Raw genomic sequence first — 14,319 nt, 5'->3', positions numbered from 1 at the left:
GTCTACGGTGGTCGGCTGTGTGCGGGCAGTCCCGTGCCGTTGCCGGAACCCTCCCCGCCGGATCGTTCCTGCGCTTTTCCTCCACAAAGTCGCACCACTGCCGTTACCGTGTGCGCCAGTCCCCCGCCGACCGGTCGCATCCGGCCGTCGCGGACGGGACGGTCACAGTTCGGGGGGTCGGACGGATGACTGCACCGGCAGGCGGGTACGCGGCTCGGGAGCGCGGCAACGCGTCCGACGGAGCCGGAGCGGTGATTCTCGCCGCCTGCGCGATCTGGTCGTTGGTCAGCGCGGCCGGGCGGGAGACCAGGCCGGAGGGCGTGCTGCTGGCCCTGCTGGCCGTCGCGGCGGGCTTCGCCTGCGGGCGGATCTGCGGCACGCTGCTGCCGGTGGCCACCGCCACGGCCGCCGCCGTCGCCGCCCTCGTCGTGGCCCTCCTCTCACACAGCGGTGGCCTGCCCGGTGCCACCGCCGCCGTCGACATCGCGCCCGGTCACACCGGGGCGGCGGCCGCGCTGCTGGTCCTGGCTGCGGGCGCCGCCTGCTGCGCGGCCGCGGCGGCCCGGCGCGCCCCGTTGCGCCTCGCACTGCGTCTGCTCGCGTTCGGAACCGCCTGCGCCGCGCTGACCATGCGGTCTGTGGCCGGTTTCGTCGCCGCGCTCGGGGTGCTGCTCTGTTCGCTGGCCGCGGCGAGAATGCGTCGCAGGCTGCTCGGGCTCGCCGGGTTCGCACTGGCCACGGCGCTGGTCGTCGGTGCGTCATGGGCCGTGGCCGAGGAGGCGCTGCCCGACGGCCTGATGATCTCGCTGGAGGGCGAGCTCACCGGGAACCGCGTGCTTCTGTGGCAGGACGCGGTGACGCTCGCCAAGGAGCATCCGGTGCTGGGCGTCGGACCCGACCGGTTCGCCGAGCTGAGCCCGACCGCCCGGCAGACCCTGCGGTCCGACGGGAAGCCCCACTCGGCGCCACTGCAGCAGGCCGCCGAGCAGGGCGTGGTGGGGGTGACGCTGCTGGGTGCGGCCTTCGGCTGGCTGCTGTACGTGCTCTGGCGTTCTCCCCGCTCCACGGCAGTCGTCCTGACGGCGGGCGCCGCTCTCACCGCGCTGGCGGCCCTGGCCAGTGTCGGGAACGCACTGAGCTTTACGCCCGTGACGGCGGGCGCAGGACTGCTCGCGGGGCTGGCATCGGCCCGGCTGCCGATCGGGGACGGCAACGCCGCTTCGGACCCGGTGGGAGCGGCCGAGGGGACCCGTACGGAGGGTCACGAGGATGCGGGACGTTCCACGCGAGGGAAGCCGACTACGGCCGAACGGGGCTCGCGGGCGGATCACCCCCCGCTCTGACCGGTCGGGCCGGCCGAACCACTCAGGCTCTCACCCGTTCAGGCACCGGCCGCCGCGCCGGCCGCCGGCAGCTGGAGCTGCTCGCGGATGAACCGTACTCCCGCCTCCGCGTCGTCCACCGTGACCGTGAAGGTCCGGCCGTCGCCGAGCCTGAGCACCAGGCCCTCTCCCTTGCGTACCACCACGGCCGTGCCCTGCTCGGGGCGCCAGCGGTAACCCCAGCCGCCCCACTGGCGGGGGGTGACCCGGGGTACGAAATCCGCGCCCACCACGTGGGTGAGCAGGATCCGGCGGCGCGGCAGGCCCATGTGGCCGCAGCGCACTTCGAGGGCGTGCCCGTCGACCCGGACGGCCACGTTCACGAAGGCGAGCGTGCCGAACAGCATGAGGAGTCCGGCCGCCACGCAGCCGATCACCGACATCAGCAACGGGATGACGCCGGAGGTCCAGCTGGAGCTCACGGCGAGCTGAATGCCCAGGGCCGTGCAGGCCGCACCGGCGGCGGCGAGCACCCACTGGGCCTTGTTGGTGGCCCGGCCGGTCCAGACGGCGGGAGGCGTCTCGGCTCCGGCATGCGTCGGTTTTCGGGGGTGGTCCCTCATGGCAGCAGCGTACTCAGAATCCGGGCGGCCGCGACGGGTCCGACGGCCCTCACCGGGCCGCCGCAGGCTCAGCGGGCAGGGCTGACGGCGCCCAGCAGCAGGCCCTCGGCGTAGGCCAGGGCGGCGTCCGGCAGCTCGGCGGCGCGGCCGCTGAGGAGCACGGTGAGCGAGGTGGACGGTTCGGCCGAAGGAGCGGGTGCGGCGCCGATCCGGCGCAGCGCCTGGGCGGCGACGGCCCCGGCGGAGCCGTGCAGCGTGACGGGCGGCAGGCCGGGCTGCTGCACGGCGGCCCGGATCCGCTCGGCGACCAGTTCGTAGTGGGTACAGCCCAGAACTACGGCCCTGACGTCCGGTGGGGTGAGAGCGGCGGCCGCGGCGACGGCACGGTCGATCGCGGCTTCGTCCGCGTTCTGCACGGCGTCGGCGAGACCGGGGCACGGGACTTCGGTGACGGCGACCGAGCGGGCGAAGTCACCGATGAGTCCGCGCTGGTACGGGCTGCCCGTGGTCGCGGGGGTGGCCCAGATCGCGACGGGACCGCCACCGGCCGCGGCCGGCTTGATCGCGGGGACGGTGCCCACGACCGGCAGTGTGGGTTCCAGCTCGGCGCGCAGCGTCGGCAGGGCGTGTACGGAGGCGGTGTTGCAGGCGACGATCAGTGCGTCGGGCCGGTGGGCGGCGGCCGCGCGGGCCACTGCGAGCGCGCGGGCGGTCACGTCCTGCGGCGTACGAGGACCCCACGGCATGCCGTCGGGGTCGGAGGACAGCACCAGATCGGCGTCGGGCCGCAGCCGGCGTACCGCGGTGGCCGCCGCGAGCAGGCCGATTCCGGAGTCCATGAGCGCGATCTTCACCCGGTCACCATAGTCGACCGCCCTTGCGGTCTCGTCACAGTGGGGCAGACTGCGGCGAATGAGTGCCGTTGCCTGGATCGCCGTGGGTTCGCTGGCCGCGTGGGTGTGGCTGCTGCTGGGACAAGGGTTCTTCTGGCGGACCGATCAGCGGTTGCCGCGGCGTACGGCCCCGGACGGCTGGCCGTCGGTCGCGATCGTGGTGCCCGCCCGTGACGAGGCGGACATGCTGCCGGTGAGTCTGCCGTCGCTGCTGGCGCAGGACTATCCGGGGGCCGCGGAGGTCATCCTCGTCGACGACTGCAGCAAGGACGGCACGGGGGATCTTGCCCGTGCGCTGTCCGTGCGGTACGGCGGACTTCCGGTCACGGTGGTGTCGCCCGGGGAGCCCGAGCCGGGCTGGACGGGCAAACTGTGGGCCGTGCGGCACGGGATCTCCCTGGCACGGGCCCGGGAGCCGGCGCCGGAGTACCTGCTCCTGACGGATGCGGACATCGCGCATGAGCCGGACAGTCTGCGGGAGCTGGTCGCGGCTGCCCGCTCGGGCGGGTTCGATCTGGTCTCGCAGATGGCGCGACTGAGGGTGGCGAGTGCGTGGGAGCGTCTCGTCGTGCCTGCCTTCGTGTACTTCTTCGCGCAGCTCTATCCGTTCCGGTGGGTGAACCGGGCGACGGCGCGGACCGCTGCCGCGGCGGGCGGGTGCGTGCTGCTGCGGACCGGTGCCGCGGAGCGGGCACGGGTGCCGGAGTCGATCCGGCAGGCGGTGATCGACGACGTGTCGCTGGCACGCGCGGTGCGGCGCAGCGGCGGCCGGATCTGGCTGGGGCTCGCGGAGCGGGTGGACAGTGTGCGGCCGTATCCCCGGCTGGCGGATCTCTGGCGGATGGTCTCGCGGAGCGCGTACGCCCAGTTGCGGCACAGCCCGCTGCTGCTCGTCGGTACGGTGCTGGGCCTCGCGCTCGTCTATCTCGCACCGCCGGTCACGCTCGCGGCCGGGGTGCTGGGCGGGGACGCGTCGGCGGCGTGGGCGGGTGGCGCGGCGTGGGCGGTGATGGCCGGGACGTACATGCCGATGCTGGGTTTCTACCGGCAGTCGCTCTGGCTGGCCCCGCTGCTGCCGTTCACCGCCGTGCTCTACCTGCTGATGACGGTCGATTCGGCGTTGCAGCACTACCGGGGCCGCGGCGCGGCCTGGAAGGGGCGTACCTACGCCCGTCCGGAGGCCGCGCCGGACCGTTGAGCGGATGGTGGTACCGGCCCGCCGACGGTGGCGGGACCGGACGGCCCGGGGGTCATTTACGGCCGGGCGTCCAGTTCATCCCCCACCCGTAGGCGTAGTCGATCGTGCGCTGCGGGCTCACCCCGCGCTCGGGTACGAGATATCGGGCTTCGCGCTGCACGGTGAGGTCTCCCCCGTTGTTGGTGATGAGTGCGAGCGCGCAGACCGTCGAGGGGACGGTGCATTCGTCGAGCGAGAAGTCGATCGCGGCGCCGTGCTGCGGCTGCAGGGTGACGGTCGCGTGCAGATCGGCGAAACTCCGGGCGCCTTCATAGATGGTGACGAAGATCAGGACGCGGCGGAGCCGGTCCTTGTGATCGAGGTTGATGGTCAGGTTCTCGCCTGTGGAGACGGCGCCGGTGCGGTCGTCTCCGTCGAGATGGATATACGGGGGCTGCCCGATTGCGCCGAAGGCGTTTCCGAGCGCCTGGACAACTCCCTTCCTGCCGTCGGTCAGTTCGTAGAGGGCGCACAGATCAAGATCGAGGTCCGCGTGGTTGGCGATGGCTCTGCCGAGTTTGCTGCCCCAGCCCGTGAACTGTTTGCGCACCTGCCAGTTGAGATTGACGCGCATCGCTCCCGAAGTGCCGCCCTGCTTGGCGAGGGAGACCGAGGGCGCTTCCTTGGTGAGCGTCACCTTGGTCAGCCGGACGGGCTGCGCGACCGGCGGAGCGGCAGGGGGTGCCGGAGGTGCGGGTGACGCCATCGGGGCAGCAGGCGGCGACTGGGGGTGCTGCCCGGGGGGCGCCTGCGGCGGTGGCGGCAGGTCAACTCGTGTCGTCGCTCGGGGCGGCTGAGGCTGCTGCGCTTGCTGGGGATGTTGCGGTTCGTCGACGGAAATACCGAAGTCCGTGGCGAGACCTTCGAGACCGCTGCTGTACCCCTGGCCCACGGCACGGAATTTCCAGGCCCCCTGGCGCCGGTACAGCTCGCCGAGGATGAACGCGGTCTCCACCGTCGCGTCGGCACTGTCGAAGCGCGCGATCTCGGTGCCGTCCGACGCGTCCATGATCCGTACGTGGAGCCCCGTCACCTGCCCGAAGGTGCCACCGTCCGCCGAGGCGGCCAGGACGACGCGGTCGATGACGGGCTCCACCCGCCCCAGGTCCACCGCGAGGTTGTCCGTGACGCCGTCGGCCACGCTCCGTCTGCCCTCGTGACGTACCGCGCCCGAGTCGTGCACCGGCTGGTTGTAAAAGACGAAGTCCGCGTCGCTGCGCACCTTTCCCGACACGAGAAGGAGGGCCGATCCGTCCACGTCCGGTGCGCCCGGCGTGGTACGCCACCCCAATTCGACCCGCACGGCCTGAGCCGCCACCGGAACATTGGTTCCTTTTAGCATGGTCATGCTCGCCCCCATCGCGAGTACGGCTGCCGAAGTCTTTCCCGGGCCAACCTAATCCGCCCGCCCTCGCGGAGCCCACAGCGATGACCGACCCCGTCCGGCGATCTGCCGGTAACCCCCGGTGAACTCGCCCTTTACACGATTCCAACGCGCTCGGGCGCCCTTTTTTCCCAAGTTCGCTCGCATTGGGGATCCTGGTTCACTCACATCTCGTAAACCAACCCTCTTATCGGGCTCCCCAACCAGCACATCGTGGGCTTAACTTATGTTCCATGACCTCCCCCCGCTCCACCTACGGCGGCGGCTACTACGCCGCACCGTCGTTCCCCGACACTCCGATCTACGACTCCCTGGTCGCGGAGCGGGGTACCCCTCAGATCGCCCCGATCCGAGTGCCTGCCGCCTATGACAGCGGCAACAGCTACCTGCCGGCGCTCCCGGCGGCGCTCCCGGCCCTTCCCGCGGCACCTTCCCAGCCCAGCCCGTCCTACGGCTACCCGCAGCCGATGGCCGCGCAGCAGCAGGGTTACGCGCCGATGCAGCCGGCTCATCTGCAGCACGCCCCGACGCCCTACATCCCGCAGCAGCCGACCGGGATGCGTGGCGGCTATCAGACGCCTCAGCCCCAGCAGCAGCGCCCCGCGCCGGGTACCGGGTACGAGTCGATGCGCCCCGCGTCGCCGCGGCCCGCACCCACGCCTTCTCCGTACGAGGACCCGTACAACCGCCCGTACCAGGGCCGGGGGTACTGAGCCGGAGGGACGGAGCAAGGCGTACCGCGCCGGAGCGACCCGCCGCACACGGGCCTGTCCGGGGACCGGCAGGATGCGGGCACGCGTCCTCCCGCACTGCGTGCTGTGCCCATGCATCCAGACAGCGTTGCCGTCGAGCCATGGGGACTCGACGGCGACCACTGCCGGATGCCCACCGCCGCCGCGGACCGGGCCGTCACACCACGTGAGCAGCCGCGCACGGAATTGCCCGGCCGTCTCGTCACCACCTGATCACCGCGCACCGGTCGAGGGGGAACTCACCGGGGTCGCCCGTGCGTTGGACGGGGTGAAGTAGCTCTCTCTTCACTGCTCCAGCGCGCGAACTGTGCCGTATCAGGTTATGACGGATGCGGAAGGGGGTGCAGAACTGTGCGAGCGGTATCGGGAGTCTGGCGGTGGAGGCACAATCCCCTGCGCCGCGCCACCGACCGGCGCGAGGCATGGGTAGCTCTGGTCGCACTGCTGCTGATGGTGCTCGCGGCGCCGGCGCTCGGCTGGCTGTGCGGGGCGCTCACCGACGACGTCCTGCAGCAGTCGGTGCGGTTCCAGCAGACGCAGCGCCATGCCACGACGGCGGTCGTGGTGCGCCTTGCGCCGGGGGCCCGGCACTTGGTCACCGATCCCGAGGTGCCCTCGGAGCGTGCGACACAGACGTCGGTGCTGGCGCGCTGGAAGGCCCCGGACGGAACACACCTCAGGGGCAGGGTGGTGACTTCCTCCCGGGTCACGGAGCCCGGCGCCCGGGTGCAGATCTGGACGGATCCGCAGGGCCGCCCGGCGACGCGCCCCATGGACGCGGCGACGGCCCGCACGCATGCGGCGCTGGCCGGGTTCGGGGTGACGCTGGTCTGCGTCGGTCTGATCGAGACCGGGCGGCGTCTGGTCGTATGGGGCATGGTGCAACGGCGGTACGCGGAACTCGACCGGGCATGGGCGGAGGCCGGTCCGGACTGGGGCAGGACGGGCACCGGCAGCTGACGAGCTGCTGTTCGCGTCAACTCCCGCCCTCCGCGCGCGCTACGGTGGACCGGCCCGCCCGCCTCTTCGGCGGGCGGACCCGGAATGACCGCTGCCGAGAGACCGGTGGTCAGGGCATCGCACACGCACGAGGTGGGGGCACAGCAGCGCCATGGCACAGGGCACGGTCCAGGTGACGCACACCGGCACATCGCGGTGGCGGCGCCGCACTGGCGAATACGCCTCCCTCACCGCGGCCCTGGAGGCCGCGGCGGACGGTGATGTCCTCACCGTCGCGCCGGGCACCTACCGGGAGAATCTGGTCCTGCACCGCGCGGTGACGCTGCGCGGCCCGGAGGGCTCCGTCGGCTCCGTACGGATCGCGCCGGTCGACGGTGTACCGCTGACGCTCCGCGCCTCCGCCGTCGTCCAGGATCTGCATGTGGAGGGCCAGGACTCGGCGGCCCCCGCGCTCCTCATCGAGGACGGTGCTCCCGAACTGACGGATCTGCGGATCGTGACACGGTCCGCCGCGGGGATCGAGGTGCGCGGTGCGGCCCGCCCCACCGTGCGCCGTTGCACGGTCGACAACCCCGCCGGGGTCGGCATCGCCGTACTCGACGGTGCGGGCGGGGTGTTCGAGGAGTGCGAGATCGTCGCGGCCGGACAGGCCGGGGTCGCCGTGCGCGACGGCGCGCATCCGCGGCTGGAGCGCTGCCGCATCCATCACGCCTCCGGCGCCGGGCTGAGTGTCACCGGTGAGGGCAGCGCTCTGGAGGGGGTCGGCTGCGAGGTGTACGAGATCAAGGGCAGCGGAATACAGGTGACGGCCCGCGCCGCCGCCCATCTCACCGACTGCACGGTGCACCGCACTTCGTCGGACGGGGTCACGCTCGACACGGATGCGGTGCTGACGCTCGCCGACTGCGACATCCATGACATCCCGGAGAACGCGGTGGATCTGCGTTCCCGTTCGGTGCTCACGCTGACCCGGTCCACGGTGCGCCGCTTCGGCCGCAACGGCCTCTCCGTGTGGGACCCGGGTACCCGGGTCGACGCCAACCAGTGCGAGATCCACGACAGTACGGGTGACTACCCGGCGGTGTGGGTGAGCGACGGGGCGACCGTGATACTGGATTCCTGCCGGGTCCACGACGTGCCGGACGCGATCTTCGTCCTCGACCGGGGTTCACGCGCCGATGTCGTCGACAGCGATCTCACCCAGGTCCGCAACACGGCGGTGTCGGTGAGCGACGGGGCGACGGCGCAGCTCGACGACTGCCGGATCAGGGAGGCGTCGACCGGTGCCTGGTTCCGTGACCACGGCAGCGGCGGCACGCTGAACAATTGCACCATCGACGCGGCGCAGACCGGAGTCATCGTCACCAAGGGCGCCGATCCGACCATCGAGCGCTGCACGGTCACCTCGCCCGCCGAGGCCGGTTTCTATGTCTCGGCCGAGGGTCGCGGGACGTTCCACAGCTGCCGGGTCACCGGAAGCGACGGATACGGCTTCCATGTGATGGACGGCTGCCGTACGACGCTGACCCGATGCCGCACGGAGCGGTGTGCCCGCGGAGGCTACGAGTTCGCCGAAGGCGGCTCGCACGCCGACGGTCAGGGGGCGGGCCCGGTCGTGGAGGACTGCACCAGCGACGAGAGCGGGCTTCGCACTCCCCCTCCCCCGCCGCCCGCGGTGCTGACGGCGACCGAGGCGGCCCCCGGGGTGCTCGGTGCGGTACCCACGCAGCGTGCGGCCGTGGCCTCCGTCATCGACGTGCCCACCGAGCCGGTACGTACCTCGGGCGCCGTTCTCGGCGAACTGGACGCGCTGGTGGGCCTGGACAGCGTCAAGCGCGAGGTGCGGGCCCTCACGGACATGATCGAGGTGGGTCGCCGCCGTCTGGAGGCAGGGCTCAAAGCCGCTTCGGTGCGGCGCCATCTCGTCTTCACCGGCTCCCCCGGCACCGGCAAGACCACCGTGGCCCGGCTGTACGGCGAGATCCTCGCCTCGCTCGGCGTGCTGGAGCGCGGGCATCTCGTCGAGGTGTCCCGGGTCGATCTGGTCGGCGAACACATCGGCTCGACCGCCATCCGTACCCAGGAGGCCTTCGACCGGGCACGCGGTGGCGTGCTGTTCGTCGACGAGGCGTACGCCCTGTCACCCGAGGACTCGGGCCGGGACTTCGGCCGCGAGGCGATCGACACGCTGGTGAAGCTGATGGAGGACCACCGGGACGCGGTGGTCGTCATCGTCGCCGGCTACACCCACGAGATGGAGCGGTTCCTCAGCGTCAACCCTGGTGTGGCGTCCCGTTTCTCACGGACCATCACCTTCAGCGACTACGAGCCCGCCGAACTGCTGCGGATCGTCGGACAGCAGGCCGAGGAGCACGAGTACAGCCTGGCCGAGGGCACCGGGGACGCGCTGCTGAAGTACTTCACCGAGCTGCCCAAGGGCCCCGCGTTCGGCAACGGCCGCACGGCCCGGCAGACCTTCGAGTCGATGGTCGAGCGGCATGCGGGTCGGGTCGCCCAGCTCGCCGAGCCGAGCACGGACGACCTCACCCTGCTCTACCCGGAGGACCTGCCGGAACTCCCCTGAGCCTCGCCGGAGCCCCCGTCGGCCTGACGGGGCAGGAGCGGGCCGAGCCGGGCGAGCAGCGCGGCCCTCTCCTCGGCGAAGACCGGGTCGGCCTGGTAGTCCGAGTGACCCAGCACCGGTTCGGGCAGCGGGTGTTCGGGCGTACGCCCGTAGACCAGCGGGTCCCGCAGCGGCCCCCGGTCCACCTCGGGCCCGGAACCGTCGTCGAGCCGGACCCGGCCGCCGATCGGGTCGGTGGCCCGCCACAGATTGCGCCAGCAGTGCACGGAGCGGTGCAGTCCGTGCAGCGGTCCGGGACCGAAGTAGGCCGGGAACCAGCGCCCGTACAGCCGCTCGATCGGCGAACCGTAGGTCAGCAGGGCGACACGCTTCCGGGCCCCGGCGGGCAGCTGCCAGACTGCGGACGCGGCGAGGACGCTGCCCTGGGAATGGCCGGAGATGACGAGCCTGCCGCGGGTGCGGCCGGTCCAGCCGGACATCCGGGAAGCCAGATCGGGGACGGCGCGCTCGGCATAGCACGGCGGCGCGAAGGGGTGAGCGGCGCGCGGCCAGAACGTACCGACGTCCCAGAGGATGCCGATGGTGCGCCGGGCGGAAGCATCACGGTAGGCGCGCCGCCCCCAGGTGACGAAGAGCACGAAGCCGAAACCGACCATCCACGATCCGGTCGACTGTGCGGCTTCCGCCACCGACTCGATGAACGGGCCGGCACCGTCCAGCGCCAGTCCCGGCACCTCTCCGCTTGCCCACGCGCCGGCGACGGCCGCCGCGCCGAGCAGCAGGGTGGCGCCGGAGACCAGGCCGAGCAGCCCGGGCGCGGAGTCGGTCAGCGCGGCCATGACCCGGGTCCTGGCGATCTGCCGGGTGCGGGCGGTGTCCGGCCGCTTCTGCCCGTACTCCTGGTCGATCTCCGGCTCCAGGGCGCGGGCGGCGAGCCAGGTGCGTACGCCCAGCACGGCGACGGGGACCAGCAACAGCACCAGGAGCACGGGGATGACGGAGGCCTGCCAGCTGAGCAGCACCGGCGGCCCGTCGATGACGGAGGCCCGCCCCATGCCGGGAGTGCCCGGGCCGTCGAGCCAGTCGGCGACGCGCTGGGCGACCCCGCCGGTCATGACGCCGCCGAGAGCACAGGCGAGCATCGCGACCGCGGGTCCACCGAGTCCGTGCATGACCGTCCGCGGCTCGGGCGTCCGGCGGTACAGGCCGAGCGCCACCACCGTGAGGGCGACCACGAGGGCGCCCTGGCCGAGGGTGAGGACACGGAACGTGACGTCTCCGGGGAGCGAGCCCGCGGAGACCCAGCCGGGGCGGGACCAGGCGGCGTACATGACGGCGAGGACGAGCAGGGCGAGGGCGGCGCCCGGCAGGCAGCTGATGACGGCGCGGTCGAGCCGGTTGTCGATCCGCCGCTCGCTGCGGCCACGACGGCAGACCACCCAGAGCACAACGAGGGTGCCCAGCACGAGCATTGCCTCGATCAGCCGGCCGAGGAGGCCGGGCACGGGGCCGCTGACGGCGCGGTCGTGCCGGGCGGCGGCGCCCGCTACGGAGGCCGCCACGGTCAGGAACCCGGCGGCGGTGTGCGCGGCCCGCAGCCGGGCGACGAGCCGCCGGCCGTACCAGAAACCGGGGCGGCCGAGGGCGGGGCGGCCGACGGGGGCGGAGGTGGCATCGGTCCCGCCTGCGGAAAGGTCGGCGGGAACGTCGTCGGGACCGTCTTCGTCAGGAGCCTCATCGTCCGGCTCGGCGCCGGTGAGGGGGCGCTGCGACTCGTACGCGCTCCAGGACCGGTTGGACAGGAACCAGAGCAGTCCCACCAGCGCGGTGGGCACCAGGGCCGCGAGCGCGAGCCGGCGGCCCGGCTGCGACCACCAGCCACCCTGCGCCGTCGACAGGAAGCCGAGCCAGGACCGCCGGTTCGAGCAGTCGGGTACGCCCGCGCACTGCCAGGCCACCAGATCGAGCGCGACCTCGCAGGCTGCCGCGGTGAACAGCACGGTGAGGCTGAGGGCGACCAGCCGGACCAGCACGCCGTACAGCCGCACCGCGCGGGTACGGGCCTTGGCGGTGGGCCGCATCCAGTGGGCCAGGTTGACCACCATGAACGGGAGCAGCAGGAGCCAGAGCGCGCGGGAACCGTTGCCTGAGGTGAGGTTGGACCAGCAGTAGGCCTCCTCGATGGGCTGGTCGCGGTACCGCTCGGGGTGCTGCTCGGCGTCGACGTCCCCGGTGCGCCGGTAGATGGCCGCCGTCGCATCACCCGTGACCCGGGCGATACGCGGATCGTCGAGCATGTCCTGGGGAGTGGCTCCGCCGACGCCGTGGACGAGCAGTTCCAGCGCGGCCCCCTTGCTCTGCGGGGCCTGGGTGACAGGGGGCACGTGGGTGACTCGCTCTCTCGCTCTCGCGACGTTCTCGGCGGTGTGCTGATGCGCAGTCACCAGAATCGCGGAACAGCTGCCGAGGTGGCACCTGTCTCACCGAATCTCCCCAGTGCGGCGCCGGACGGAGCTGCGTGGCAGGATGACCCCGTCCGACAGACGGCCAGCCTGCTGCAGGCGAGAGGGAAGGACCGGACCCGGCGTTGAGCGAGAATCAGAACCTCCTCGCGGAGCAGCGGCGTGCCCTGATCCTCGACGAGGTGCGCAGGCGCGGAGGCGTGAGGGTCAATGAGCTGACCCGCAAGCTCAGCGTCTCCGACATGACCGTCCGCCGGGATCTGGACGCGCTGGCCCGTCAGGGTGTCATCGAGAAGGTGCACGGCGGTGCGGTGCCGGTCGTCGAGGCGAGCACGCACGAGCCCGGCTTCGAGGTGAAGTCGACGCTGGAGCTGACCGCCAAGGAGGACATCGCACGGGTGGCCGCGACCATGGCCGTGCCCGGCAGTGCGATCGCGCTCTCCGGTGGTACGACCACGTATGCGCTTGCCCAGCATCTGCTGGACGTACCTGAGCTGACGGTGGTGACGAACTCGGTGCGGGTCGCCGATGTATTCCACACCGCGCAGCGTTCCGCGGCGACGGGCGGACCGCGGGCCGGGGCCGCCACGGTGGTGCTCACCGGTGGGGTACGGACTCCGTCGGACTCCCTGGTCGGCCCGGTCGCCGATCAGGCGATCGGTTCGCTCCACTTCGATGTGCTGTTCCTCGGGGTGCACGGGATCTCGGTCGAGGCCGGGCTGTCGACGCCGAATCTGGCGGAGGCCGAGACCAACCGGCGCTTCGTGCACTCGGCGCGGCGGGTGGTGGTCGTCGCCGACCACACCAAGTGGGGCACGGTGGGCCTGAGTTCGTTCGCGACGCTGGAGCAGGTGGACACCCTCGTCACCGATTCCGGCCTGTCGGCGCAGGCCCGCGAGGAGATCGAGGAGCACCTGCCGGGCCTGGTGGTGGCGGGCGAGACCGCCGAGGACGAGCCGTCCGGCAGCTAGGGACCGGGCGACACGGGCCGAGCGATACGTTCCGCTCTGCGCGCGCCGCGGCCGTCACGTCCTAGGATCGTGTTGTGGCCGTCTTCCGGATCGAGCGATTCACTCCCCTTCCTGCCGCCGAGTCATGGCGCCGGGTGACCGACTGGGAACGGCACGCGGCGCAACTCCCGCTCACCCGGATCAGAGTCCGGCCGGGGCTCCCCACCGGAATCGGGACTGTCTTCGTGGCCCGCACGGGCGTGGGCCCGCTGGGGTTCGACGACCCGATGGAAGTGGTGCGCTGGGCGCCGCCCGCGGCCGGCCGGGCCGGGCTCTGCCGGCTGGAGAAGCGCGGCTCCGTGGTGCTGGGCCGGGCCTCGATCGACGTGTATCCGGCGGAGTGCGGATCCCATGTGGTGTGGGTGGAGGAGTTGCGCGTCCGGCTGCTGCCGCACTGGGGGGACGCCCTGCTCTCCGGTGCGGGCCGCCGGATCTTCCGCCGGGTGCTGGACGGTCTCCTGGACGGCCCTGAGCGGCGGTAGCTGCAGCACGCACCGGTGCGGACATCTGACGGTACGACAGATATGGTGTGACTCCTCGTGGACGGGGCGTGTCCGCGGCCGATCGCACGGGAGGTGCGTTCCATGGCACGTCGACTCCGCTCCGTGGACCTCGACTTCGTCCCGGTCGCTCCGCTGCGGCTGGTGTTCGCCGCGGAGGTGTCCGCACCTCCCGAGGTGGTGTACCGGGCGCTCGCCGAGGATGTCGAGGGCTGGCCCTCCTGGTTCACCGCGGTGACGGCCGCCCGCCCCACCGCGGCCGGTGCGGGCCGCGAGATCCGGCTGAAGGGCGGCACCCTGTTCCAGGAGACGGTTCTCGCCAAGGAGCCGGGCGAGCGGTACGCCTACCGGGTCGACGAGACCAACGCGCCCGCACTGCAAGCCCTGTTGGAGGAGTGGCGGCTCTCCCCGTCCGCGACCGGGACGGGCACGAGGGTGCAGTGGACGTTCGCCGCCGACGGACCGGCACCGTTCCGGTTCACCCTGCGGCTGGGCCGGGCCGGGCTGGCCCGGGCGTTCCGGGACGCGGTGCGCAATCTCGACGAGCGGCTCGCCGCCACCGCCGCCTGAAGACCCGGACGCGGGTGAGGGA

At 72.3% G+C, this 14,319-nt stretch carries 13 protein-coding genes; 9 read left to right on the top strand and 4 right to left on the bottom strand.

The annotated features are described in order from the left end of the window. The first annotated feature begins 185 nt into the window (after nt 1–185). Nucleotides 186–1,343 carry an O-antigen ligase family protein gene (locus ACFYP5_RS31275; protein ID WP_389042142.1) on the top strand — a complete coding sequence of 386 codons (1,158 nt, stop codon included), beginning with the start codon at nt 186–188 and terminating at the stop codon, nt 1,341–1,343. 38 nt (nt 1,344–1,381) lie between these two features. Here ACFYP5_RS31275 and ACFYP5_RS31270 read toward each other — a convergent pair whose 3' ends face one another. Continuing rightward, a complete protein-coding gene (locus tag ACFYP5_RS31270; RefSeq protein WP_389042141.1) occupies nt 1,382–1,945 on the bottom strand; it encodes a hypothetical protein in 564 nt (187 codons plus the stop codon). 68 nt (nt 1,946–2,013) lie between these two features. Continuing rightward, a complete protein-coding gene (locus ACFYP5_RS31265; RefSeq protein ID WP_389042139.1) occupies nt 2,014–2,799 on the bottom strand; it encodes a glutamate racemase in 786 nt (261 codons plus the stop codon). A gap of 58 nt (nt 2,800–2,857) precedes the next feature. On the opposite strand from ACFYP5_RS31265, the gene ACFYP5_RS31260 reads away from it, so the two are divergent. Then, on the top strand, nt 2,858–4,036 hold the full coding sequence (locus ACFYP5_RS31260; protein ID WP_389042137.1) for a glycosyltransferase: 1,179 nt from the start codon (nt 2,858–2,860) through the stop codon (nt 4,034–4,036). Between the two features lie 52 nt (nt 4,037–4,088). Here the strand turns inward: ACFYP5_RS31260 and ACFYP5_RS31255 are convergent, their stop codons facing one another. Then, nucleotides 4,089–5,435: a TerD family protein gene (locus ACFYP5_RS31255; protein WP_389042136.1), complete on the bottom strand. Its 1,347-nt coding sequence runs from the start codon at nt 5,433–5,435 to the stop codon at nt 4,089–4,091. A 257-nt stretch (nt 5,436–5,692) separates the two neighbouring features. Here ACFYP5_RS31255 and ACFYP5_RS31250 point away from each other — a divergent pair, with 257 nt between their 5' ends. From ACFYP5_RS31250 to ACFYP5_RS31235, 4 genes are all read left to right on the top strand, one after another. After that, nucleotides 5,693–6,172 (top strand): DUF6643 family protein, encoded by a 480-nt coding sequence (locus tag ACFYP5_RS31250; protein WP_389042135.1) that lies wholly within the window; start codon nt 5,693–5,695, stop codon nt 6,170–6,172. 111 nt (nt 6,173–6,283) lie between these two features. Beyond that, nucleotides 6,284–6,424: a hypothetical protein gene (locus tag ACFYP5_RS31245; protein ID WP_389042134.1), complete on the top strand. Its 141-nt coding sequence runs from the start codon at nt 6,284–6,286 to the stop codon at nt 6,422–6,424. A 138-nt stretch (nt 6,425–6,562) separates the two neighbouring features. Then, nucleotides 6,563–7,171 carry a hypothetical protein gene (locus tag ACFYP5_RS31240; protein WP_389042133.1) on the top strand — a complete coding sequence of 203 codons (609 nt, stop codon included), beginning with the start codon at nt 6,563–6,565 and terminating at the stop codon, nt 7,169–7,171. A 151-nt stretch (nt 7,172–7,322) separates the two neighbouring features. After that, nucleotides 7,323–9,755: a right-handed parallel beta-helix repeat-containing protein gene (locus tag ACFYP5_RS31235; RefSeq protein WP_389042132.1), complete on the top strand. Its 2,433-nt coding sequence runs from the start codon at nt 7,323–7,325 to the stop codon at nt 9,753–9,755. On the opposite strand, the gene ACFYP5_RS31230 is transcribed toward ACFYP5_RS31235, so the two are convergent. Continuing rightward, a complete protein-coding gene (locus ACFYP5_RS31230) occupies nt 9,725–12,052 on the bottom strand; it encodes a hypothetical protein (RefSeq protein ID WP_389042320.1) in 2,328 nt (775 codons plus the stop codon). The genes ACFYP5_RS31235 and ACFYP5_RS31230 overlap by 31 nt on opposite strands. 290 nt (nt 12,053–12,342) lie before the next feature. On the opposite strand from ACFYP5_RS31230, the gene ACFYP5_RS31225 reads away from it, so the two are divergent. From ACFYP5_RS31225 to ACFYP5_RS31215, 3 genes are all read left to right on the top strand, one after another. After that, nucleotides 12,343–13,188: a DeoR/GlpR family DNA-binding transcription regulator gene (locus tag ACFYP5_RS31225; RefSeq protein ID WP_388741554.1), complete on the top strand. Its 846-nt coding sequence runs from the start codon at nt 12,343–12,345 to the stop codon at nt 13,186–13,188. 74 nt (nt 13,189–13,262) lie between these two features. Next, a complete protein-coding gene (locus ACFYP5_RS31220; protein ID WP_389042131.1) occupies nt 13,263–13,709 on the top strand; it encodes an SRPBCC family protein in 447 nt (148 codons plus the stop codon). Between the two features lie 102 nt (nt 13,710–13,811). Further along, nucleotides 13,812–14,297, top strand: a complete 486-nt coding sequence (locus ACFYP5_RS31215) for an SRPBCC family protein (RefSeq protein ID WP_389042130.1) — start codon at nt 13,812–13,814, stop codon at nt 14,295–14,297. Nucleotides 14,298–14,319 lie beyond the last annotated feature (22 nt).

This window comes from Streptomyces sp. NPDC005262, assembly GCF_042872425.1.
GTDB lineage: Bacteria > Actinomycetota > Actinomycetes > Streptomycetales > Streptomycetaceae > Streptomyces.
The sequence above is the reverse complement of the archived record's forward strand: the minus strand, read 5'-3'. Positions and strand labels throughout refer to the sequence as shown.

Bases quoted from the DNA above. Each gene is read 5' to 3' on its own strand.
- ACFYP5_RS31235 (WP_389042132.1), top strand. From the start codon at position 7,323: ATGGCACAGGGCACGGTCCAGGTGACGCACACCGGCACATCGCGGTGG.
- ACFYP5_RS31275 (WP_389042142.1), top strand. From the start codon at position 186: ATGACTGCACCGGCAGGCGGGTACGCGGCTCGGGAGCGCGGCAACGCG.
- ACFYP5_RS31230 (WP_389042320.1), bottom strand. From the start codon at position 12,052: ATGCTCGACGATCCGCGTATCGCCCGGGTCACGGGTGATGCGACGGCG.
- ACFYP5_RS31270 (WP_389042141.1), bottom strand. From the start codon at position 1,945: ATGAGGGACCACCCCCGAAAACCGACGCATGCCGGAGCCGAGACGCCT.
- ACFYP5_RS31245 (WP_389042134.1), top strand. From the start codon at position 6,284: ATGCATCCAGACAGCGTTGCCGTCGAGCCATGGGGACTCGACGGCGAC.
- ACFYP5_RS31250 (WP_389042135.1), top strand. From the start codon at position 5,693: ATGACCTCCCCCCGCTCCACCTACGGCGGCGGCTACTACGCCGCACCG.
- ACFYP5_RS31260 (WP_389042137.1), top strand. From the start codon at position 2,858: ATGAGTGCCGTTGCCTGGATCGCCGTGGGTTCGCTGGCCGCGTGGGTG.
- ACFYP5_RS31215 (WP_389042130.1), top strand. From the start codon at position 13,812: ATGGCACGTCGACTCCGCTCCGTGGACCTCGACTTCGTCCCGGTCGCT.
- ACFYP5_RS31255 (WP_389042136.1), bottom strand. From the start codon at position 5,435: ATGGGGGCGAGCATGACCATGCTAAAAGGAACCAATGTTCCGGTGGCG.